This is a genomic window from Pigmentibacter sp. JX0631, assembly GCF_029873255.1.
Lineage (GTDB): Bacteria > Bdellovibrionota_B > Oligoflexia > Silvanigrellales > Silvanigrellaceae > Silvanigrella.
Map to the genome: position 1 here is coordinate 935,532 of NZ_CP123622.1, position 21,969 is coordinate 957,500.

General features: G+C 29.0%; 14 protein-coding genes, 1 rRNA gene and 1 pseudogene (1 of these 16 cut by a window edge). 8 read left to right on the forward strand and 8 right to left on the reverse strand.

All coding sequences use genetic code 11. The features are described 5' to 3' along the window. Nucleotides 1-29: 29 nt before the first annotated feature. The 7 genes from QEJ31_RS04045 to rpsU all read right to left on the reverse strand — a co-directional run bounded on the left by QEJ31_RS04045 (nt 30) and on the right by rpsU (nt 13,643). Nucleotides 30-1,547 carry a hypothetical protein gene (locus tag QEJ31_RS04045; RefSeq protein ID WP_280592498.1) on the reverse strand — a complete coding sequence of 506 codons (1,518 nt, stop codon included), beginning with the start codon at nt 1,545-1,547 and terminating at the stop codon, nt 30-32. A gap of 122 nt (nt 1,548-1,669) precedes the next feature. Next, entirely contained in the window at nt 1,670-3,187 is a 1,518-nt protein-coding gene (locus QEJ31_RS04050; protein ID WP_280592499.1) for an ABC transporter substrate-binding protein, read from the reverse strand. Between the two features lie 118 nt (nt 3,188-3,305). Further along, nucleotides 3,306-4,757 carry a hypothetical protein gene (locus QEJ31_RS04055; RefSeq protein ID WP_280592500.1) on the reverse strand — a complete coding sequence of 484 codons (1,452 nt, stop codon included), beginning with the start codon at nt 4,755-4,757 and terminating at the stop codon, nt 3,306-3,308. 602 nt (nt 4,758-5,359) lie between these two features. Continuing rightward, the gene (locus tag QEJ31_RS04060; protein WP_280592501.1) at nt 5,360-7,282 is read right to left on the reverse strand and encodes a HAMP domain-containing sensor histidine kinase; all 1,923 of its coding nucleotides are present in this window, start codon (nt 7,280-7,282) and stop codon (nt 5,360-5,362) included. Between the two features lie 282 nt (nt 7,283-7,564). Next, complete coding sequence (rpoD, locus tag QEJ31_RS15740; protein ID WP_348524544.1) at nt 7,565-10,150, reverse strand: RNA polymerase sigma factor RpoD; 2,586 nt, start codon at nt 10,148-10,150, stop codon at nt 7,565-7,567. Between the two features lie 90 nt (nt 10,151-10,240). Next, nucleotides 10,241-13,327 carry a toprim domain-containing protein gene (locus QEJ31_RS04070; protein WP_280592502.1) on the reverse strand — a complete coding sequence of 1,029 codons (3,087 nt, stop codon included), beginning with the start codon at nt 13,325-13,327 and terminating at the stop codon, nt 10,241-10,243. Nucleotides 13,328-13,445: 118 nt separating this feature from the next. Continuing rightward, nucleotides 13,446-13,643, reverse strand: coding sequence for a 30S ribosomal protein S21 (gene rpsU, locus QEJ31_RS04075; RefSeq protein WP_148698276.1), 198 nt, complete (start codon nt 13,641-13,643; stop codon nt 13,446-13,448). A 272-nt stretch (nt 13,644-13,915) separates the two neighbouring features. Here rpsU and QEJ31_RS04080 point away from each other — a divergent pair, with 272 nt between their 5' ends. The 8 genes and pseudogenes from QEJ31_RS04080 (at nt 13,916) to QEJ31_RS04115 (ending at nt 21,854) form a co-directional block, all read left to right on the forward strand. After that, nucleotides 13,916-15,892, forward strand: a complete 1,977-nt coding sequence (locus QEJ31_RS04080; protein WP_280592503.1) for an FAD-binding and (Fe-S)-binding domain-containing protein — start codon at nt 13,916-13,918, stop codon at nt 15,890-15,892. Beyond that, the gene (locus tag QEJ31_RS04085) at nt 15,892-16,557 is read left to right on the forward strand and encodes a (Fe-S)-binding protein (protein WP_280592504.1); all 666 of its coding nucleotides are present in this window, start codon (nt 15,892-15,894) and stop codon (nt 16,555-16,557) included. The genes QEJ31_RS04080 and QEJ31_RS04085 overlap by 1 nt, the downstream gene beginning before the upstream one ends. 16 nt (nt 16,558-16,573) lie before the next feature. Then, nucleotides 16,574-17,038 (forward strand): DMT family transporter, encoded by a 465-nt coding sequence (locus tag QEJ31_RS04090; protein ID WP_280592505.1) that lies wholly within the window; start codon nt 16,574-16,576, stop codon nt 17,036-17,038. A gap of 9 nt (nt 17,039-17,047) precedes the next feature. Beyond that, nucleotides 17,048-17,506, forward strand: coding sequence for a DMT family transporter (locus QEJ31_RS04095; RefSeq protein WP_280592506.1), 459 nt, complete (start codon nt 17,048-17,050; stop codon nt 17,504-17,506). 150 nt (nt 17,507-17,656) lie between these two features. Beyond that, a pseudogene (locus QEJ31_RS04100) lies at nt 17,657-18,562 on the forward strand (restriction endonuclease). Between the two features lie 381 nt (nt 18,563-18,943). After that, nucleotides 18,944-19,459, forward strand: coding sequence for a hypothetical protein (locus QEJ31_RS04105; RefSeq protein ID WP_280592507.1), 516 nt, complete (start codon nt 18,944-18,946; stop codon nt 19,457-19,459). Nucleotides 19,460-19,691: 232 nt separating this feature from the next. Next, a complete protein-coding gene (locus QEJ31_RS04110; protein WP_280592508.1) occupies nt 19,692-20,444 on the forward strand; it encodes a metallophosphoesterase in 753 nt (250 codons plus the stop codon). Between the two features lie 240 nt (nt 20,445-20,684). Further along, a complete protein-coding gene (locus QEJ31_RS04115) occupies nt 20,685-21,854 on the forward strand; it encodes an MFS transporter (protein ID WP_280592509.1) in 1,170 nt (389 codons plus the stop codon). Between the two features lie 110 nt (nt 21,855-21,964). On the opposite strand, the gene rrf is transcribed toward QEJ31_RS04115, so the two are convergent. After that, a 5S ribosomal RNA gene (gene rrf, locus QEJ31_RS04120) occupies nt 21,965-21,969 on the reverse strand; it runs 110 nt beyond the window's last position.

Consider the following 21,969-nt stretch of genomic DNA (forward strand, 5'->3'; position numbering starts at 1 on the left):
AACTTTGCTGTACAATGCATAATAATATTTCACTTAACAAAGACTATTTCATCAACTTTTAAAGATAGTAATTCATTTTCATTTTCACTTAATTTTTTTATAGTTTTAGGATTATAGTTGATATTATTACCTCGTTCTAGTAAAGGTATCCTATATGCTTTTTCATGAATATAATTACTTAATTTATTTACTAATAAATATTTTTCCTCTCTACTTTTAGCTTTTGTGGCATTATCATATAATTTTTCAAGCACAGGATCATACAAAGGCTTGGGATAAATATCAGGATAATTATGCATAAGACGTGAATATTTTGATAAATACTCATCTGGAAAAACCATATAATAATCCATATCAAAGGCTGCTTTTTCTGCTAATTCTTTTGGAAGAAATTGTTGATTGAATATAGCGAATTTCATTTTAAAACCATAGTTAGTTAGAATTTTTTTTATTTCAGAATAATAAGGTACTTTATCCTTCGGAATTTCATTAGTTCCTGAAAACACAGTCACTAACCATTCTTTGTTTCGTAAATGTTTGGGTATTTTTTCATAATATTGTTTCGCTAATTTGGGATTATAAAATGATGAGTAATGTTTTGTTCCCCATATTTCATTCCCATTATTTCCCTGCTTAGTATCAAGATATACTGAGTTAAATGTATTTGAAATTTTTTCTAATTCTCTACTACTTATCGCTGACTGCACAAATTTTCTAAAATTTATATTATTCCCAAGTTCATTGGCATTGATAAAATTTATTGCAAGTTGAAAAAATGGAGTTTCAGTGTAAAATTCTTTAAAACCCGGATAAACTCCATTTATACTAATATCAAATTCTACATTTTTGACCAACTTCGTATGTATGTTTACTTCATCAACCTCTGTTTGAAACGTTTCTTCGAATTTCTTTAACTGTAGTATACCATTTTGAAATCCAGGTGGATTAACTTTAAAAGGACCAGCACCGATAGGGTAAGTTTTCCAATTCATAAAATTGTCTTGCAACTCCTCAATAGCTACTAATGAATAATTCCAATGTAAAAACTTATAGAGAAAATCGGGATCTGGATCTGCTAATTTTATTCTTAATTTATTTGGCAATTCTTGTTTTATACCATCAATAACACCCCTTTGATATTTTTTTAATTTTAATTCAGAAATTTTATTAATTCCTAAAATATTTTTAAGTTCAGTTCCTTTATTTAATAAAGCATAGTCATAACGAAGTATCGAAAACTCCAAATCATCTAATGTAGCAAGCCTGCTATTGTGGAAATACGTTTTTTCATGCATTTCTAAGACATATTCTTCATTTTGATAGTCATAATAGGCATTTTTGAGTAATTTAGGGTGTAGTACACCATTCTTTATTTCTAATAAAGAACTTAAAACTTGAACGTAAATAATATCTTTTACATTTGCTGTAGCATCAGATTCATAAGGAATTCTATCACAATCATAAATCATAATATTTAAAACATTTTTAGCTATACCATAGCAAGTAAAAAAAATACTCATAGTAAAAATAAGTATTTTAAATTTCATATAATTCTCCTATATAACATAACTAAAAATTTTACATTCGATGAAAAAATTTCCTTTGATACTTCTTATTTTTATCAGTACTAGTTTGAACTTCTATATTCCATTAAATAGATTAAAAAATTTCACTTAACAAAAACTATTTCATCAACTTTTAAAAACAATAAATCATCTTCATTTTCACTTAATTTTTTTATGGTTTTTGGGTTAAAATTTATATTATTTCCACCTTCTAATAAAGGAATCCAATATCCTTTTTCATGGATATAGTTACTTAATTTATTTACTTGTAAGTATTTTTCCTCTCTTGTTTTAGCTTTTGTGGCATCAGCATAAAAATTTTCAAGTACAGGATCAAACAAAGGTCTGGGATAAATATCTCGACTATCTTTCAGTAAACGAGTATATTTAGTCAAATATTCAAAAGGTAAATGCCTATATAATCCTACATCAAAAACTGCACTATCTGCTAATTTTTTTGGAATAATTTGTTGACTGAATGTAGCGAATTTAATTTTGAAACCATAACTTTCTAGAATTTTTTTAATTTCAGCACAAATATATTTTCTATCACTAGGAATTTCATTAGTCCCAGAAAAAATAGTCACTAACCATTCTTTGTTTAGCAAATGTTTGGGTATTTTTTCAAAATATTCTTTTGCTAATTCCGGGTTATAAAAAGTTGTGTAATATTTTGTTCCCCAAGTACTAGTTTCATTGTGTATTTGATTCATATCTACATATACTGACCTAAAAACCTTTGAAATTTTTTCTAAGTCTTTGCTATTTATTGCAGCCTGCACAAATTTTCTAAAATTTATATTATTCCCGAGTTCATTGGCATTGATAAACGTTATCCCAAGTTGATAAGGTTGAATTTTATTGTAAAATTCCTTAAAGCCTTTATGAATATCATTAATACTTATGTCGTATTCTACATTTCTAGTAAACTTTGTATATATATTTATTTTATCAACAGGAGTAATTATTGTTTGATCATATTTTTTTAATTGTAGTAAACCATTTTGAAATCCAGATGGAGTAACTTTAAAAGGACCAGCACCGATTGGATAAGTTTTCCAATCCATGTAATTATCCTGCATTTCTTCAATTGGAACCAAAGAAGATTTCCATTCAGTAAATTTATACAGAAAATCTGGATCAGGTGTTTCTAATTTTATTTTTAATTTATTTGGAAATTCTTGCTTTATTCCTTCGACGACACCCCTTTGAAACTTTTTTAATTTTAATTCAGCAATTTTATTAATTCCCAAAATATTTTCTAGACCCGATCCTTTATTTAAAAAAGCAAAGTAATATTTTAGAATTGAAAATTCTAAGTCATCTAAAGTAGCAAGCCTACCGTTGTGGAAAAACGTTTTTGTATGCATTTCTAAAATATATTCTTTATTTTGATAGTCATAATATGCATTTTTTAATAATTTTGGCTGTAGTACACCATTTTTTACTTCTAATAAAGAGTTTAAAACTTGAAAATAAACAATATCTTTTACATTTGATGGCGCATCAAATTCATATGGAATTTTGTCACAATTATGTACCATAATATTTAGAACATTTTTCGCTAAAGTATAGTTAGTAAAAAAAATACTTATAGCTATAATAAGTATTTTAAATTTCATAAAATTCTCCTATATTTTAAAGTAATTTTAATACTCTTTAAAAATAATCTAATCCAAACTAAATAAAGTTTGCATTGGAATCTTCACTCTATTAATGAAACTTTTAGCCACAAAAATTTCAATTTTTTAATACAATATCTTCAAATTTTAAATACAGAAAATCATTATCACTGCTAAGTTTCTCAATTGTTTTTGGATTGTAATAATATTCCACCTCAGACTCCAATAAAGGAATCCAATAAGCCTTTTCAGTGACATAGTTGTCAAGTTCATTTATATATTTAAATTTTATATCTCGATTTTCAGCATGTAATGCTTTTTTATACAATTCTTCTAAGGTAGCATCATATTCAGGTTTACTATAAATGTCTTCTGAATTTTTTGTCAATCTTAAATACTTATATAGATAATCAAAGCTATTTACTTTATAGTAACTTAAGTCAAAAATAGTTTTCACTGCAATATCTTTTGGTAAATTTTGAGTATTAAATATTTTATACTTTATATTAAATCCGTACTCTTTTAATTGGGATATTAATTCATTTACTATATTTTGCTTTTCTTCAGATAAATTTTTTGCGCCAGAATATACAGAAATAAACCATTCCTTTTGCATTAATTCAACTGGTATTTTTTCTAAATATCTTTTGATATGCTTCAATTTTTCTTCTTGCTTTACCTCCTTTTCAAACCAAGACTTATTTACTAAAGATTTTATTTCTTTATGTCTCAAAGCAATGTGTTCTAATTTTTTTTTATCTATTACTAATTGTATTAATTTTCTAAAATTATAATTTTTACTTAACTCATTCGCATTAACAAAAGTAAGGCTATATTGCCTGAATTGATATTTATTCTTATATATTTTAAATTTTTGCGATAACAAATTTTGCTCTAAATCATATTCAACACTAGGAAAATAATTTGTAAAAATATTTATCAACTCTGGAGCATTGAAATTAGAAGGTTTAAAATTAATTAACTTTAATACTCCACCTTGATATCCAGGCTCAACTACTTTGTAACTGCCAGTCCCAATTGGGTATCTTTTCCACTCGAAGTAAATATCAGTAAATTCTTCAATGGGTACCAATGACAATGTCCAGTTTGCTAAATTAAATAAAAAATCTGGATCAGGGGCAGCAAGCTTAATTCTTAAAATATTTGGTGGCTCCTGTTTTATTCCTTCAACAATACCTTTCTTATATTTTTTTAGCCTTAATTCACCAATTTTTTCTATGCCAATAATTGAACCTAAAATACCAGCTCCTCTTTCTTTGCCAAATGTGTAATACTCTCTTAATAAAGAAAATTCTAAATCATCTAAAGTAGCTAGACGGTTATTATGGAATTTAGTGTTTTTATGCATTTCAAGAACATATTCTTGGGTTGCAAAATCAAAATATGCGTTTTTTAAAACTTTCGGTTCTATAGATCCATTTTTTATTTCGACTAAAGTGTCTAATATTTGCGGATATATTATATCTTTAACTTTGCTAGAAGCTGAATGGTTATATGGTAAAGTATCACAATTGTATATCCTTATGTTGAATTCTTTTTTTGCATACAAAGAAGTAATATAAAAATATTGTATAATATAGGATAAATATTTTAACTGTTTAATAGTAAAATACTCCTTTAGGCTATATATTCAAATTTCTTTGAAAATAGTAAAAAAATTACTAAATGTAACTTTTTGTTAATATCAAAAAACAAAATAAATTCAATAAGAATTTATTTATTTTAACATAATGGTTATGGTGATAATTAATTTTTAATAAATTAGTAGAAATATTTTAATTAATTTATTATGCTAATTACGGTTACTACAGTTAGCACTTCTGTCTAAAGTAAAACAATATAATATTTTATATATTTTTCTTAGCAATCTATATAAAATATTTAATTAAATATTAAGGTGATTTATGAAATACTTTTCTATTATGCTATTATTACTATCAATACCATCATATGCTTGTTTAAACGACTTTAGCGAATCTCTTGACGGTAGATGTATTTATATGGTGGGGTTTGAATGAGTTATAAATATAAAACAATCTATGGATTGCAATAATTTATCAAAAACCCAACCGAAGTAACTTATCTATTCCTTCATCAAACCAACAAATCCAAAAACATAAAATCCAACTCCAACTTTACATATTCAAATATTTACTTAACTATTAAAGAATCTAACGTCGCTTTTAATACTTTTAAGTAGCCATAAATATTCATTGGCTTTAGTAAAATAAAATCAGCCTTACTTTTTTCTTTAATTCTATTGACATCACTTTCTAAAAACCGATTTGTATGAATACAAGTTTTTAATTTGGATTTATCTTCTATCAGCTCAATAATATCTAGACCATTATAATTTTCGTCGTTTAAATCAATATCAATAATATAAAGATGCAATTTATTTAATTTTATTTCGTTTTTTACCACTTCAATACTAGTTGTATAGGTTATATTAATATTCCTTATAAAAGGCTGCATTTCATTTTCAAAAGACTTTAAGTGGTTTAAGTAACTGACATCATCATCTAAAACAATCATATTAATGATAAGAGAACTATTTTTTTCAAATGTATCTGCAATTTCTTTCAAGATAAATTTATGATCATTATCACATCTTATATTATAATCAATAATGTCTATTTCCCTGAAAAATATGTTGCTGTATGGAATTTTTAATTTTTCATTATCGGCTTCATTTCTTGCAATAGGAAGTTGTATTTTAAATTCAACACCTTTTTCTTGGCTAGAGTGACAAAATATTTGTCCCTGATGTTCAGTAATTATTTTTTTAACAATAGCTAAACCTAAACCTGTACCTTTCGCTTTTCCTTTTGTAAAAAATAGTTCAAAAATTTTTTCTGTTTCTTCTGTGGGGATAAAAGAATTAGAATTTCCTATTGTCAATTCAAGATATTCTGGCAATTGCGGTTGTATGACTTCTGTTGTTGTGACCCATAATTTACCCCTTCCACCTTTCATTGATTCCAAAGCATTCGATATAATATTGATTAAAACTCTTTCCATTTTTTCATAATCAACATTTAATTTGTATTCATGAGTAAAAAGCGTTTCAATCTGAACATCAATTTTTTTATTCGTATCAAAACATGTCTTTAAACAAGATAAAATAAGTCTGCGAATACAAATATTTTTTTTGCTCAAAGTAATTTCCCTACCTAAAGTCATAATATCATTTAAGAAAAACTCTATTTTAGACAAGTCTTTATTAGTGGATTCAGTGATATTTGGTAGTATACTTTTAATTTCTTCTAAATTTTTAGTGTTATTTAAGATAGATAAAATTATTTTTACTTTTGAAAAGGGTTGCCGCAAGTCATGCGCTAGCATTTGAATGGTAGTAGTGACTGCTGATAATTCTGCAATTTTAACTTCATTTTTTTCTGCAATTTTAACTTCATTTTGATAGTGAAGTATCTGATTAAATAAATTGTAAAACTCATAAAACTGTAATTCATTAGTATCTAAAGACGTTTTATTTGTTGTAAGCGACTTTTCTAGGGTATAAATAGGTAAAGAAATTTTACTATATAGATTTTTAATTTGCCTATTTATGATATAAAACAAGAAAATAACAAATATAATCAAAGAAAAGTAAATTGATAGCAAAGCACTTAACTTTAGTTCTTTTGCAAAGTATAAGTTTGCTATTATTTTGTTATTATATTCAATTTCCATTTTTTGCGAAGTATACATCTTGTCACTAAATATTACATTTTTAGTCAAATAAATTAAATTCTTCTTTCTAAAAAGACCATTTCCATAAGAACTTATTTCCACTTCCTCATTATTTTTATTTAAGACAAACAGACTAATTTCTGATAGCTCTTTACTTTGAATCAAAGACACAAATTCTTTTTCAATTAAAAAACGGTCTCCAACAATAATTGAGTTTCTTAGTCCAACTTTTAATGAAGAAATAATAATATTTGGTATCTTGAAATACACAACCCAAGACACTAAAAAATAAACAAAAGATAGAATAATAAAGATAATTAAAATAAAAATTATGGCTTTTTTTCTGGAATTTTTTACGATAAATTCTTTTAGAGAAAGCACATTTTCCTCAATTTTTAATTATATTTATTAATTTTGGTTAAAAAATGCTTCTAGAATTAAATTTATTTCAAAATCATAACCCAACAAAGCCAACGGAGGGTATCACATAAAACATTTTATTACTAATGATTATAAATATACTGAAAAATATGTATTTAATAATATATTTTGGTAAGTTAAAGAATAAAAATAAATCAAAACATTTTCAATATATATAAAAAAAATAGGAGATCTGTTTTTTTATCTCCTATCAAAATATTTATCGAAAAAAATTGTAAACCTTTAGCTTTCGATAAAGGCTTTTAGTTTTTTAGAACGACTTGGATGACGTAATTTTCTTAACGCTTTTGCTTCAATTTGGCGGATACGTTCACGGGTTACATCAAAACTTTGTCCCACTTCTTCCAAAGTGTGATCCGTTTTTTCACCAATACCAAAGCGCATGCGCAATACTTTTTCTTCCCTGGAAGTTAAAGTTGCAAGAACTTTCTTAGTTTGTTCGGACAAACTTTGGTTTGCTACAATATCAATTGGTGCTCCATGTGCTTTATCCTCAAGAAAATCTCCGTAGTGATTATCTTCTTCTTCGCCAATTGGGGCTTCCAAAGAAATTGGTTCGCGGGCAATTTTCATAACCTTGCGTACTTTTTCAATACTCATATCCATGCGTTGTGCAATTTCTTCAGGGGTAGGTTCACGCCCCATTTCTTGCACCAACTGGCGACTTGTTCGTACCATTTTGTTGATGGTTTCTATCATGTGTACTGGGATACGAATTGTTCTTGCTTGGTCTGCAATAGCGCGTGTTATAGCTTGGCGGATCCACCAAGTTGCATAAGTACTAAACTTATACCCACGGCGGTATTCAAACTTTTCCACTGCTTTCATTAAACCGATGTTACCTTCTTGGATGAGATCCAAAAACTGTAATCCACGGTTCATGTATTTTTTTGCTATAGAAACAACTAATCTTAAGTTTGCTTCAATGAGTTCACGTTTTGCTTCTTCGGCAAAACGATTTGCATTGCTAATAACTTGGTACTTAATTGCAATTTCACTACGACTAAGGAAACAAGCTTGTTCACTCAGCAAAATAGAATTATGGGCTGATAAATAAGTCGCCTTAAAGTTTTCCCAATCTCTTTCAGTTAAGAAATTTACTTCTATTGGTCTTGTTGCATTTGAGTTACAATATGCTGACAAACGCGCTTCATCTAAACGGGTTCTAACTTTAACTTTATTGATTTCCTTCATGCAGTCGGAAACAATTTTTGCATGCGTATCAAGCTCTGTCACAATTTGTTGAATGATACGGCGATTGATATTAATTTCTTTGACAATTTCAAACATTTGATTGCGGGATTCAACTAATATTTCGCGCTCATGGGAAGATAATTTATCTAGTCCTTGCAAGCCATATTTATCTTCAATTTCAATGACAGTTTTTGCCAGTTTCATAAAGCTTTCAACCAACACTCGAACCCGTTGGGATTGGCCTTCGTCGTTAGCTTGATCTTGCTCGTCATCAAAGCCCTTAACTAAATTTTTAGCTTTAATAATGCCATCAATAAACTTCTGTCCAATATCACACATATGGTTGATACCAATGCGTAAGGACACAAGATGTTCTAGGAGCTTATTTTCTTCATTTTCAATTTTCTTTGCTATCTCAACTTCACCGTCACGGGAGAGTAAAGCTACTTGTCCCATTTTTCTGAGATAAACACGCACAGGATCATTGCTGCGCGCAGAAGCGTCGAGTTCTTCTTCTTCGCCGCCAAGATCGGCACCAAATTCTTCAGCTGCAAGAAAATCATCTTCAGGTAAAGCTGTTGCATCGTCAGCATCGAGATCAACGTCGCCAAGAAGATCGTCGTCTTCTTCCATGTTAAATTCATCGGGCTCTTCGTCTAAAGTAGCTTCTTCAAAGCCTTCTTCTTCTTCGCCATCAGCTCCTTTGCCATTTTTAGCTTTACCTGCTTTTTTTCCACCTTCTATTTTATTAGGTTGCTCTTTCTTTTTAACGGCCTTTGTCTCTATTTTTTCATCGGAAAGATCATCACTACTGGTTACTTTAGCTTCTTTTTTTGCATTTGGAGCTGCAACTTTTTCAGTTTTCTCAGGGGCAACCGATTTAGGAGCACTTCTTTTATCTTTACTAGAAGTTGCTTTCACGGCCTCAGTGACGGAAGCTGATGTTTTTGCTTTGTGCTTAATAGTTTCTAAATGCGCAGAATGAGCCAATTTTCTTTCATCATCAGCTGCATGCGCAATAGGAGCAACAGTAGCTTCTTTCTCAGCTTTCTTTTTGATGACAATAGGTTTGCCTTCAGGAGTTTTAGCAGTCACTGCAATTTTACTTACCACAGCTTTAGCAGTAGTTTTTGCACTATCTTTTTTAGCGGACTGAGAATGAGTGGAATCGTCTAAATTTTGTTGCGTTGTTTTTTTCGTAACCATAAGATCTTTAATACTTTTTTCTACCTTAGAAGTTAATAATTTATCTTTCTCATGCCCACTTGATTTGTGCTCATGAGCAGACCTGTTTATAGAAGGTTTTGCTTCTTTTTCCACCTTTGGGGCAGAAGATTTTTTTGAATCTTTATCAGAAGAAGTATGCTCATCCTTTTTTTCCTGATGCTCATTAGTTTTTGGTTGAGACTGTTTTTTCGTACTAGACTGATTTTCTTTTTTTCCAGCTTTAAGTTCAGAAGGTTTTGAAGTATTTTGCGTTTTAGCGGAAGGCTTTTCGCTTTTTTTGCCCGCCTGAGCTCCCAACTTTGAACTTGCGGATTTTTCTTTTTGAGCGGACTCAGATACACGTTTCTGACCACCAACTGTTGCAGACTTTGACTTGGAACTCGTCATATATTAAAAACCCCCAAGAATCACAAAACAAAAGACCAATCCAGCAGCGTAACATTCACACAAAGTGGATACATTGAAATACTTTTTGCGTTATTGCAAACTAAAATTAGCAAAAGAACCGAATTCCTTGATTCGTCTTGAACGCTCAGTGACAAGATCATGAAATTGTTCGTCTATTTCATTATCAAAATGGAAACTCGAAAAAGCTTTAAGCGCATTGTCAATATATTCAAGTTCCAATTGAAGTAAAGCTTCAGCAATAAATGCCGTTATGACACCTCTTTGTGCAGAAAGTCGAATGTTTCGCAACTGAAACCTCAAAAAACCAGAATTTTTTAAATCCCAAATATTCTTAAATGATATCATGGACACGTTACCTGGCAAGCTTTCTTTTAATAATTCCTCCATTTTATATTGATATAAAATGTGAACATCTGAGTTAACATAGGCAATAACAAATTTAGCTTCTGCAGAAAATTGAATTTCATTCGACTTGCTGAGTTCAAGCAATGAAATGTGTTGATTTTCCACCATAGCAGATAGGAACTCCAAGTAAACTGAAAAACTTATTTTACTCATTTGGTGAGTAATAGCTAAGGCGCATATCCTTTCATTCACCTCAATCTCACTGTCTTTTTCTAAAGCCACATTTTGCAAGCGCAAAGGAAGTTCAGAAAATTTGGCATGAAGTAAAGAAAGTAAAAGTTTTACTTCGGTTGTTGTTAATGCAGGCCATACAATAGATTGAAAACTATCAAAATCATTCTGCAAATTTTTATTATTAACCTGTTTTTGCCCCGTTGGAAGCAACCCTTTCTGTTCTTTTCTTAAGTCTTCAGGATATATATTTTTTAAGTACTTGTCACACAAAAAATGCAAAGCTTCATTTTGCACCCCAATATCAGGATGTTGAAAGATTATAGGGAGCATTTGTTGTTTTAGAAGTCTTAGAAAAACCTCAAGATCTTCTCTGGCTTCAGTAAACAGCCATTCAGCAATTTGATTTACAAGGGGAACAGTTTTTTCAATCAATTTCTGAAATTCTCCTGCACCATAGTTTTTCAGAAACTCATCTGGATCTTTACCATCAGGAACTGCGAGAAATTCAACATCAATATTTTTAGTTGGATAGACTGTCGCAAAAGTTCGCTTTGCCGCTTGAAATCCAGCATTATCGGAATCAAAACATAATATAATGCGCTTTGTTACTTTCGCAAGGACGTCTAAATGAAATGTTGTTAAACTTGTTCCCATTACGGCAACAGTGTTTGAAAAACCCTTATTTACCAAGGAAATACAATCCATATATCCTTCAACCACAAGTACATATCCATACGTAACAATGGCTTGCATCGCTGCATGAAAATTGAATAAAATTTTTGATTTGGCAAATAATTTTGACTCTGATGAATTAATATACTTTGGAATGTTTAAGTTTTTAGAGCGATTTTGCGAAGAAAATATTCTACCTGATAAAGCAACAGGTTCACCACTATGACCATAAATAGGAATAATAATTCTATCATGAAAAAAATCATAGTATCCATTTTTTAACTTACTTTCCTTTACTAAACCTAATTTTAAAAGAGGTTCTGAAGGTACAGAGCGATTTTCTATCTTTCTCGAAAGTTCATGGGACGCTGGACATAATCCTAATTTCCATTTTTGCATTAATTCAATAGTAAACCCTCTTTGCTCTAAATATTTTTTAGCCTCTAAAGCATATGGGAAAGTAGAAAATAAAATTTTATGATAAAATTGAATTGTTTTTTCTAAATACTCTTGATCATGTTCTATTTCTTTTTCATTAATCTCTTTTTCTTCGGCAAGAATTTTAATATCTTGTTTTTTTAAAGAAACAGTTTCAGATACAAAATCGGACTTTTGTTGTTCAATAATTTGCGCGTTTCTTTTATCATTATAGCTATTATCAAGCATATAGTTTTTGGCAAAAATTATTTTTGATGACGAAAAAAATTTCTGGGCTATTTGTTCTAACAATACATCTTTTCTTGTATGTTCTTCAATTTTACTAAATAAGGGGAGAATTTTTTTATTAAACTCAAACAACCTGTTATTTACAGGAATTTGCTGAAGATAACTATGAATAACTTCTTCCCATAATTTTTTAGTATTTAATTTCAGTTTTTCTATTTGGCCTATTAATGAACTAGACTCTAAAGGATTTAATTTTAAAACTTCAAAATTTAGATCTTTTATATTCAAAGATTCTTTAAATATATTCCAAAGAAAAAGTTTGCTTTTTTCAAAGTTAGTAACAACACTGACAACAGTTGGAACTTTATTAGTTATTTCTTTAATTATAGCCGCATTTAAATTATTTTCTAATGATAAAATGACATTTGGCACATTTAATTTATAAAGATAATTAAAATCAGAAAAATGATTAACAACATAAACCAATTTATGTTGCGCAATAATAGATCTAATTTGTTGCCAGTTTAAACAACGAATTGTTCTTTTTGGAAAAGGAGTTACTATTTTTAATTCAGGAATATTAACTGGATCAAGACATTCCTCTTCTACAGCGGAAATTGTATTTATATTTATTCCAACACAAAAACCACCAATTTTTCCATTATCTTTATACAATGGAAAAACAATGCAATTTGAATAATCATAATGTAGAAAATCAATTAAAGAACTAGATTGAAAATGTTCCGTATATTTTTTATTTTCTCCAGTAAATAACATATCTAGTTGTTGATTAACTGGTAAATTAAAGTAATTTTTTAATAAATTATTTTGTGTATTTTGGAATATTTCATTTTTATTTGCTTTGAAAAATTCATAAGTTTTTTCTAAATCTTTTTGCAATTTTTCAAAACGTTCTGTTTCTTTGGAGTTTTTTTTCTCTTCTGCAGTTGTTTCATACTCTAATGGTATTTGATATTGCCCAGCAAGCGCTTCTACTACTTCTCTAAAACTATGCCCTGTTCTATGCATTTCGTAGTCGATGATACTGCCGTGTGCTTTGCAGGCATAGCAGTGATAATGTTCAGAATATACGTACATACTTGGCGAAGAGTCTTGATGAAATACGCATTTGGCAACAGCATTCCCTCCAGAGCGTTTTATTTCAATATACCTTTGAAGGTGCTCTGGTAAATTTATGGTCTGGATTAGGTTTTGAATTGAATGCTTGCGAAGTCTCAAACAAACCTCACTAGGACAATTACCCCACAAAGTAAATTTGCAGGTCTTAGCATTTGAGTATAACGCAAAAAGGAGAGCTGTGAAGACAACTCTCCCTTTTAAAAAAGTACTTAAGAAATTAAGCCATTAATTTCTTTTGCTTTTTAAGAGCGCGTTTGCGTGCAGCCATACGTTTTCTCTTAATTTTTACAGAGGGTTTTTCATAATGCTCACGTTTACGGATTTCAGAAAGGATCCCTGCTTTTTCGCATTGCTTTTTAAATCTGCGCATTGCGCTTTCAAAGGTTTCACCTTCTTTAATTTTAACTACTGGCATATCATTCACCCCCCTTCATTTTAAGCTCACCCGATCATCTATCAAATCGGTTTTGGGTTCGTATCTTAAATTTAAGCAAAATTCAAGAAACTTTCCGAAGAATAATTTTAGAAGAAAGAGTAGAAAGGTCCAAAATCCTTCTTCCCTCGATTTTCTATCACCAATATAATTCATTGATATTTATATATTTTTTGTATAATTAAGAAGTTAGAACATAATTTTGCTCAGAAGTTCGGGTTTGTCGAAATTGCAAAAGGAGAGGTTAATCGCATATGGACAAAAATTTTCGCGACTTTGCCTGCTCTGTTCAGAAAAAAATACCCCACCAATTTGTCTTATTGGACCCTCTTTCAAGGTACGCCTATGCAAATGATGCCAGTCACTATTACCTAGTTCCAAAAATTATCATTCTCGTAGAAAATGAAGAGCAGGTTAAATGGGTTTTTTATTGCGCAAATTTAAACCATATTTCAGTAACAATTCGAGCAGCAGGCAGCTCATTATCAGGTCAATCTATTACAGACTCTTGTCTATTAGTTATCAATTGGAATTGGAGAAAAATTTTAGTTGAAAACCAAGGTTTTAACATAAAACTCTCCCCAGGTATCATAGCAAGTGAAGCGAATTATGCACTTAAAATGTTTCAAAGAAAAATAGGCCCCGATCCTGCTTCGAGTGATTTTGCAAAAATAGGCGGAATCATTGCCAATAATGCCAGTGGAATGTGCTGCGGAACACAACAAAACAGTTACAAAACTTTAAAAGATATTCGCTGCGTATTAAGCAATGGCAGTATATTCGATACAAGTTCTCCTTTTTTCAGAAGTGAATTTAAAAAACAAAACCCTGAGTTAATAACCAAAATAGTTTCTCTCCATGAAAAAATTATTTCTAGTGAAGAAATTAAGAATAAAATTCAACAAAAATATTCCATAAAAAATACAGTTGGATATTCTGTTAATGCCTTTTTAGATTTTCAAGATCCTATCGATATCATTTCCCACTTATTTGTTGGTTCTGAAGGAACATTAGGATTTATTTCAGAAGTAGATTTATATACTGTAGAAGATCCACCTATTAAAAGTGTTTCTTTATTGCTATTTTCTTGTCCCAAAAATGCTTTAGAATTTGTCAATCAATTTGATTTAAAAACCATTTCATCCCTTGAATTTTTAGACTATCGTTCTCTCCAGTGTGTTTGGAGTAAAATCACTCCGTTTATCCAAATTGATTATCCGCAAAATAAAGATGAATTTTGTATACTTATTATAGAAATTCGTGACTATCATCTTCAAGAGATAGAAAATAAAATTACATCTCTTAATAAAATAATTAAAAAAATAGATACAGTTATTTATCAATCTAGTTTTTATTTTGAAAAGGAATATGCAGAAATAATGGGGATTAGAAAATCGATATTACCAATTATTCAAAGCAGAAGAAATCAAAACAGCATTTGTTTACTTGAAGATATAGCATTTCCATTAAATTATCTTAGTGAAGGAATAACGTGCCTCTATTCTTTATTTAAGAAATACTCCTTGCAAAATTCTTGTATCTTTGGACATGCAAAGGATGGTAACTTACACTTTTTACTAGAGTTGAATTTTAATAAACAAAGTGACATTGAAAAATATCAGTTTTTTATGGAAGAACTTGCTGTAATTGTTTTAAAATATAACGGATCTCTAAAAGCAGAACATGGAACAGGCAGAAACATTGCTCCCTTTGTAGAAAGTGAATGGGGAAAAGAAATTACCTTAATTATGCATGAAATAAAAAATATTTTTGATCCTAACCATTTATTAAATCCAAATGTTATAATTTCAGCCGATAAAAAAATTCATATTAAAAATTTAAAATCAATACTAAATATCAACTCACTTTTAGACAAATGTAATGAATGCGGACGCTGTGAACAAGTGTGCCCTTCTACAGGATATACCTTTACTCCTAGACAAAGAATAACTGCACTGCGGGCAATTGAACATGTTAAAAAAGAACAAAATATTCGTTTAGCAAAAGAAATGTTAAAAGAATTTAAAATAAAAGGTTCTGATTCCTGTGCCGCTAGCAGTATGTGCGCCATAGTCTGTCCCGTGAAAGTCGATACGGGGCAAGTTATTAAGGAGTGGAGGAAAATTCATCGAAATAAATTTTTCTCTCCTTTCGTAATTTTAATTAGTAAAATTCATTTTATGCTTCCTTTTCTGGGAAGAATTTTTTTGTATTTCAAAGGAATTAAGTAATGGAAGATATTTATTTGTACCCAACCTGCTCTGGACAAATGTTTAAAAGCAAACACTCCATGACAGAGAAAATTATTTCAATATTAAATAAATTAAACTATAAAACACATATCTTAAGCCTTCCAAATGAATGTTGTGGGTTGATGTATACTAATATGGGATTTCCAGACATTGCAGCAAATAAATTAAATTCATTTCTCACCAAAATAAAAAATAAAGGCGTTCTAATTGAAAATTTAAGTTGCTATTATGAAATAAAAAAACAACACCCTTCTTGTGAATATATTTTGAACCCAATAGATTTTCTATATCCAAAATTAAATAAATTAAAAATAACAATAAAACAAGAATCTGCTCTTCTTCACATCAACTGTTCAGTCACCAATGCAAATTTACAAGATAAATTACTTGCTATTGCTCAGCAGTGTCTTTCGCAAGTAACTGTTCCAACTCAAATAATGTGCTGCGGATTTGCTGGTAGCAAAGGGTTTACAAATGAAAAGCTAAATAAAAATGCGTTAAGAAATTTTCCAGAACAAGTTCCTAAAGATTGCCAGACGGGTTATACCTGTTTAGAAACCTGTGCGCTGGGTTTTAATAAACAGACTAGTGTTTATTTTACTTCAATATTTCACTTACTTGATGCATGTAGTGAAAAACTTTAAATTTTAGGAAAAAAGAATGCTCTCCTTACCTGTCATTTCTAGTTTAATCTGCGGTATTCTTTTAGCAGTTATGAACAACTTAAATGGTATTCTAGCAAAATATACCACACCTCTTTACTCATCATGGGTTGCGCATGGAGTAGGAAGTATTACTGCAGTTTTAATTCTAATATATTTTTTATTTAGAAAGCAGAAAAAAGAAGAAATTGAAAAACAAATCATGAAAAATAGAACTTACTATTTTTATTACATTGGCGGCATTATAGGTGCATGTACCGTTATTTTTTCTTCAATTGCTATTAATAGCGTAATTGGTTTGTCTGGTACTTTATCTTTAATGTTACTTGGCTCTGTGTGTTTTGGAATTTTTTCTGATTTATTTGGAATATTTGGTACTGCGAAAAAAAAATTTCAAAGCAATGATATTTTTGTTATCAGCTTTATTTTGTTAGGAAGCTGGCTTATCATTTTTTGTCGTTAGGTTTAAATAATGTTATATTTTGTTTTACTTGCTTTTTTTAATGGAGTTTTTATTGGTTTAAATAGAGCCATAAATGGAAAATTAAGCAATTATATTGGTCCCTTTCAAGCATCGTTTGTGAATCATTTTGTTGGTTTTCTTTTTTTAACAATTTTATTTTTTAGTCTCTCTCAGTTTAAAATACCTAATCAGAACGAAATTCCTTTTCTGGCATACTTGGGCGGTTTTTTTGGTGTCTTTATGGTTGCACTTAGTAGCTATTCATTTATGAAACTAGGTGCTACAAAAAGCCTTATTTATGCCATTAGTGCACAAATGTTAACCTGTGTAATTATTGATACTAATGATTATCACTCATTAAAATTTATTGGCAAAATAATTGGTGTTTGCTTTATTATCCTTGGTGTTTATTTATTGCAGAAGGAGAAGGAGGGGGATAAAAAGAAAGGATTAATAAATGCAAAGTAAAACTGTAGTAAAATAAATTAAGATAATTAAATCAAAAACACACCAATTTTTCTTGAAATCAAAAGTTTTTTAGCATAATGTAATATACTCTTATAAAATCAGTTTTATTCAAAGGATTTGAATATGTCCATTCCGAAATATCACCAGATGATGCTTCCCATTTTAAAATTACTCGCAGATGGAAAAAAACATCAACTTTCAGAAATACGAAGTACTATTGCTAATCAGTTTGATTTAAATGAAAAAGAGTTAAATGAAAAATTAGCTTCTGGAGCACAAACAATTTTTGACAACCGAGTAGGTTGGGCAAAAACATATTTAAAAAAGGCAGAGTTGATTGATTCTCCTGAACGTGGGTATGTAATTATCAATCAGAAAGGAAAAGATTTATTAAAAGAAAACCTTTCCGAAATTACATCTCGTGAATTAAGCAGATATGAATGTTTTGTAGAATTTAAAGGAAATGCTAACTCTTCGCAGAATTATAAAACTGTAAGTGATGATGTAAACGAAACAAATTTACCTGAAATTACAGCTACACCACAAGAAAGTTTAGATAGAGCTTATGCCTCTTTAAACAACGAATTAATGACAGAATTGCTAACTAATATTGAAAACTGCTCTCCTTTTTTCTTTGAAAAATTGGTAGTCGATTTGCTTATCAATATGGGATATGGCGGTTCACGCAAAGAAGCCGGTGAAGCTTTTCAAACTTCTGGAGATGGCGGTATAGATGGCATTATCAAAGAAGACAGGTTAGGTCTTGATACTATCTATATTCAAGCTAAAAGATGGAAAAAAGAATCTGTCATTGGTAGACCAGAAATTCAAAAATTTGCTGGAGCTTTACAAGGTTTTAGAGCTAGATAAGGAGTATTTATTACAACTTCATTTTTCTCAAAAGAGGCTCGCAGTTACGTTGAACAAATTGAAACAAAAATAATTTTAATCGATGGTAAGCAACTTGCAGAATATATGCTAGACAGTAACACTGGAGTCACAACAGTTGACGTTTATAAAATAAAAAAAATTGACCTAGATTACTTTCAAGACTAATTTTAAAATTACCAAAATACTATCCAAAAAAATAATCACTTCCATTTTCTTATTAAATTTATTTGCTAAAATAATGTGGCGACCGTTATTTTAAAAAGAGAGTAATTATGACCTGCACAAAATATTCATTTTTTTTTATTCTTTGTTATTTTTTTTGAATTTCAGTGTTTTGCAAAAACAACAATAAATATTGGATTTACTGAAAATATTAATCCTCCTTTTACAAATTCTTTAAGTAATAAAGTTGGAGAAAATGGTATTCTTTCTGATCTTGTTGAAGAATTAAATAAAATTAGTGTTAATTATCATTTTATATTGCATAAAACATCTTCCAGAAGAAGGTGCATTGAGTTTAAAAATAATACTATCGATTTAATTTTTTTGGAAAGTATAAATTGGGCTTGGAAAGACTGCATAGGTAAAGAAATATTAAAAATAGCTAATTACAAAGAAATATATATAGCAAAAAATAGAAAAGACATTAATCAAACATATTTTGATAATTTAAAAAATAAAATATTAGTTATAATCAGAGGTTTTCATTATGGCTTTGCACAGTTTAATTCAGATGAAGAGTATTTACTAAAAAATTTCAAAATTGAATTTACCCTATCATATGATGCTATTTTAAAAATGCTGGATTTAGAAAGAGGAGATATTGGAGTAGTACCTTATACTTATATTACTTATTATTCCAAATTTATGCCTACTATGCAAAACAATTATTTTCTTTCAAATATCACTGATAGCAATGATGTTCTTTCTATTATAAGTAAAGAAAAAAACAAAATAAAAAATCAAGAACTTATAAAATTATTTGACCAATTAAAAGCAAAAGGAATTTTAAAAAAAATATTTCAAAAATATGGGATTGAAGAGACACTCCTTGAAAAATAGATTTTTAGGAATACTTAATTTTTAGGAAAAATTATTAATTTAAATATATTTTTTAATTACTTGACACTTAAAATTAAATATACGAAACTAAACTGTTACTTTATTTTTTCATTTTACGAAATGACCTGATTTGAATAGGAATTTACTTCTAGACAAATGAGATTTAATAAATAAAATAAACTACAATGAACTTTTAACCTCTTAAAGAGTTCCTCAACAAGAGAAAACTACAATGAAAATTATCCAAATTACAGACTCACATATTAAAAAACATGCTAATGCACTATTGTATGGAGTCAGTGTTCGTGAACAATTTGAAAAAGTGATCAAACATCTTTCAACTTTAAAAGAAGATTTTGATTATTTTTTACTTACGGGAGACATAGCCGATGATGGCTCAGTCGAGGCATATGAGTATATTGCTAATCATTTAGCATACTTTAATAAAAAGGTTTTTTATATAAATGGAAATCATGATGATAAAGAAACTATGCTGAAAACATTTTCTCAGTTTCCAAATTTTGAATATTTGAATACTTTAAATGTTGCAAATTTTACTTTAGTTGGAATTGATTCTTGCCTCAAAGGAAAAGACTATGGCTTTATTAATGAAAACGAGCTTTTGCGAATTAAAACTATTTTATCTAAATTATCTACTGAAAATAGAGAATGTATTTTAGTATTACATCATCACCCTGTAGCAGTGAACACTCCTCTTATAGATGATTGTCCGTTAGATAATTCTGAAGAATTTCTTTACTTAGTCAACAAATTTTCCTGTGTAAAATTAATTCTTTCTGGACATGTTCACAATGATTATAAAATTCAAATAAATGAAAATTGCTGGTTTGAATCATCAATTTCAACGTTTATTCAATTCAACAAAGGTGGAATTAGCGAAACTGAAATGAATTCAGATATTTTTGGTTATAAATTAATTTCTTTTAAAGAAAGTAATTATTTTATTAAATTAATTACTTTGTAATTCAAAATTAAAATTTCAAATTAATAAAGCAAGAAAAGCTTAAGATAAAAATATTTCACTAATATTGCTAACTTTTCATTTAATTAAATTAGACTAATATAAATTACTAACTAATTGTATTCCCATATATTATTTGAATAAATTTTAAAATTCTCAATTACACTTCCAAAGATTATCTTAAAAAAACTCAAATTTTTCCGATTAAAATCTGTAAATTTTGTGTACAAATAGAGAATTATTATGCAAAAAAAGATTTTATTTACTCTTGCTATTGGTACTGCTATCAGTGTCTCAACAATTTACCTAAGTCAACCATTGTTAGCCATTTTAAGAGAACAATTTCAATCTTCTGTTAGTGATATAGGCCTAATTATTACCCTTACCCAAATAGGATATGCACTAGGAATATTTACTTTAGTTCCTTTAGGTGATATTATAAACAAAAAAAAATTAATTCAAATAAAACTTTTATTATTAATATCAACGTTACTTTTAGCTGGTTTCTCCCAAAGTCTATTAATGTTTTTCTTTGCTAGTATGACTATTGGATTATTTGCTACTTCGGCACAAGATTTTGTTCCATTAGCGGCAGATCTTGCAAAAGAACAAGAAAGAGGTAAAACTATTGGTTTTGTTATGAGTGGTCTCCTTCTTGGAATATTACTCTCAAGAACATTTTCTGGCTTTCTTGCTGAACATGTAAGTTGGCAATCAGTATTTTTTATTACAGCTTTTCTTATTTCTATTATTTTTATTTTTGTGACAATATTAATCCCATATCAAATTCCTCATTCAAACTTAAAATATTTTCAATTAATACATTCTATGAGTAAAATATTTCTTAAAAATTCTATATTACCATTAAGCGTTGTTAGTCATGGCTTGATTGGCGTCATATTTAGTTCATTCTGGACAGTACTTACTTTTTATTTAAGTGAACCACCATTCAATTTAAATTCAAGTCATATCGGATTATTTGGATTAGCTGGAGCAGCTGGGGCAATAGCAGCTCCAATAGCGGGACGTTATGCTGATAAAATAGGTCCATTATTGAATATAAAAATAGCAATTCTTCTGATATTCTTTTCTTTTCTTTTACTATTTATATTTCAACACTCTATTGTTGTTTTAATCATTGGTGTTGTTACTTTTGATTTAGGAGTTCAAGTATCACTTATTTCACATCAATCGATAATATATTCATTAGACACTAAGGCTCGCTCTCGAATTAATTCAATTTTTGTGACAATACTATTCTTATTTTTCTCATTAGGTTCATTTTTAGGAAGTATCTTATTTCATCACTTTGGCTGGAAAGGTGAATTAATTCTTTCGTTACTCTGCTGTGTACTAAGTTTTGGAATACATCTAATTTTATCTGAAAAATATAAAAAATTTAAATTGAATTAAAGTAGAATTTTTTGTTTTTAGACATGCCTTCCAAAGATCAAATTTTATGCAAAAATTAGTGAAAAATAGATCAAAAAAAGCCCTCACGGGAGGTGAGGGCTAAAGATGAAAGGCT

Coding starts and splice junctions, on each gene's coding strand:
- QEJ31_RS04045 (WP_280592498.1), bottom strand. CDS start 1,547: ATGAAATTTAAAATACTTATTTTTACTATGAGTATTTTTTTTACTTGC.
- QEJ31_RS04050 (WP_280592499.1), bottom strand. CDS start 3,187: ATGAAATTTAAAATACTTATTATAGCTATAAGTATTTTTTTTACTAAC.
- rpoD (WP_348524544.1), bottom strand. CDS start 10,150: ATGACGAGTTCCAAGTCAAAGTCTGCAACAGTTGGTGGTCAGAAACGT.
- rpsU (WP_148698276.1), bottom strand. CDS start 13,643: ATGCCAGTAGTTAAAATTAAAGAAGGTGAAACCTTTGAAAGCGCAATG.
- QEJ31_RS04080 (WP_280592503.1), top strand. CDS start 13,916: ATGGACAAAAATTTTCGCGACTTTGCCTGCTCTGTTCAGAAAAAAATA.
- QEJ31_RS04085 (WP_280592504.1), top strand. CDS start 15,892: ATGGAAGATATTTATTTGTACCCAACCTGCTCTGGACAAATGTTTAAA.
- QEJ31_RS04090 (WP_280592505.1), top strand. CDS start 16,574: ATGCTCTCCTTACCTGTCATTTCTAGTTTAATCTGCGGTATTCTTTTA.
- QEJ31_RS04095 (WP_280592506.1), top strand. CDS start 17,048: ATGTTATATTTTGTTTTACTTGCTTTTTTTAATGGAGTTTTTATTGGT.
- QEJ31_RS04110 (WP_280592508.1), top strand. CDS start 19,692: ATGAAAATTATCCAAATTACAGACTCACATATTAAAAAACATGCTAAT.
- QEJ31_RS04115 (WP_280592509.1), top strand. CDS start 20,685: ATGCAAAAAAAGATTTTATTTACTCTTGCTATTGGTACTGCTATCAGT.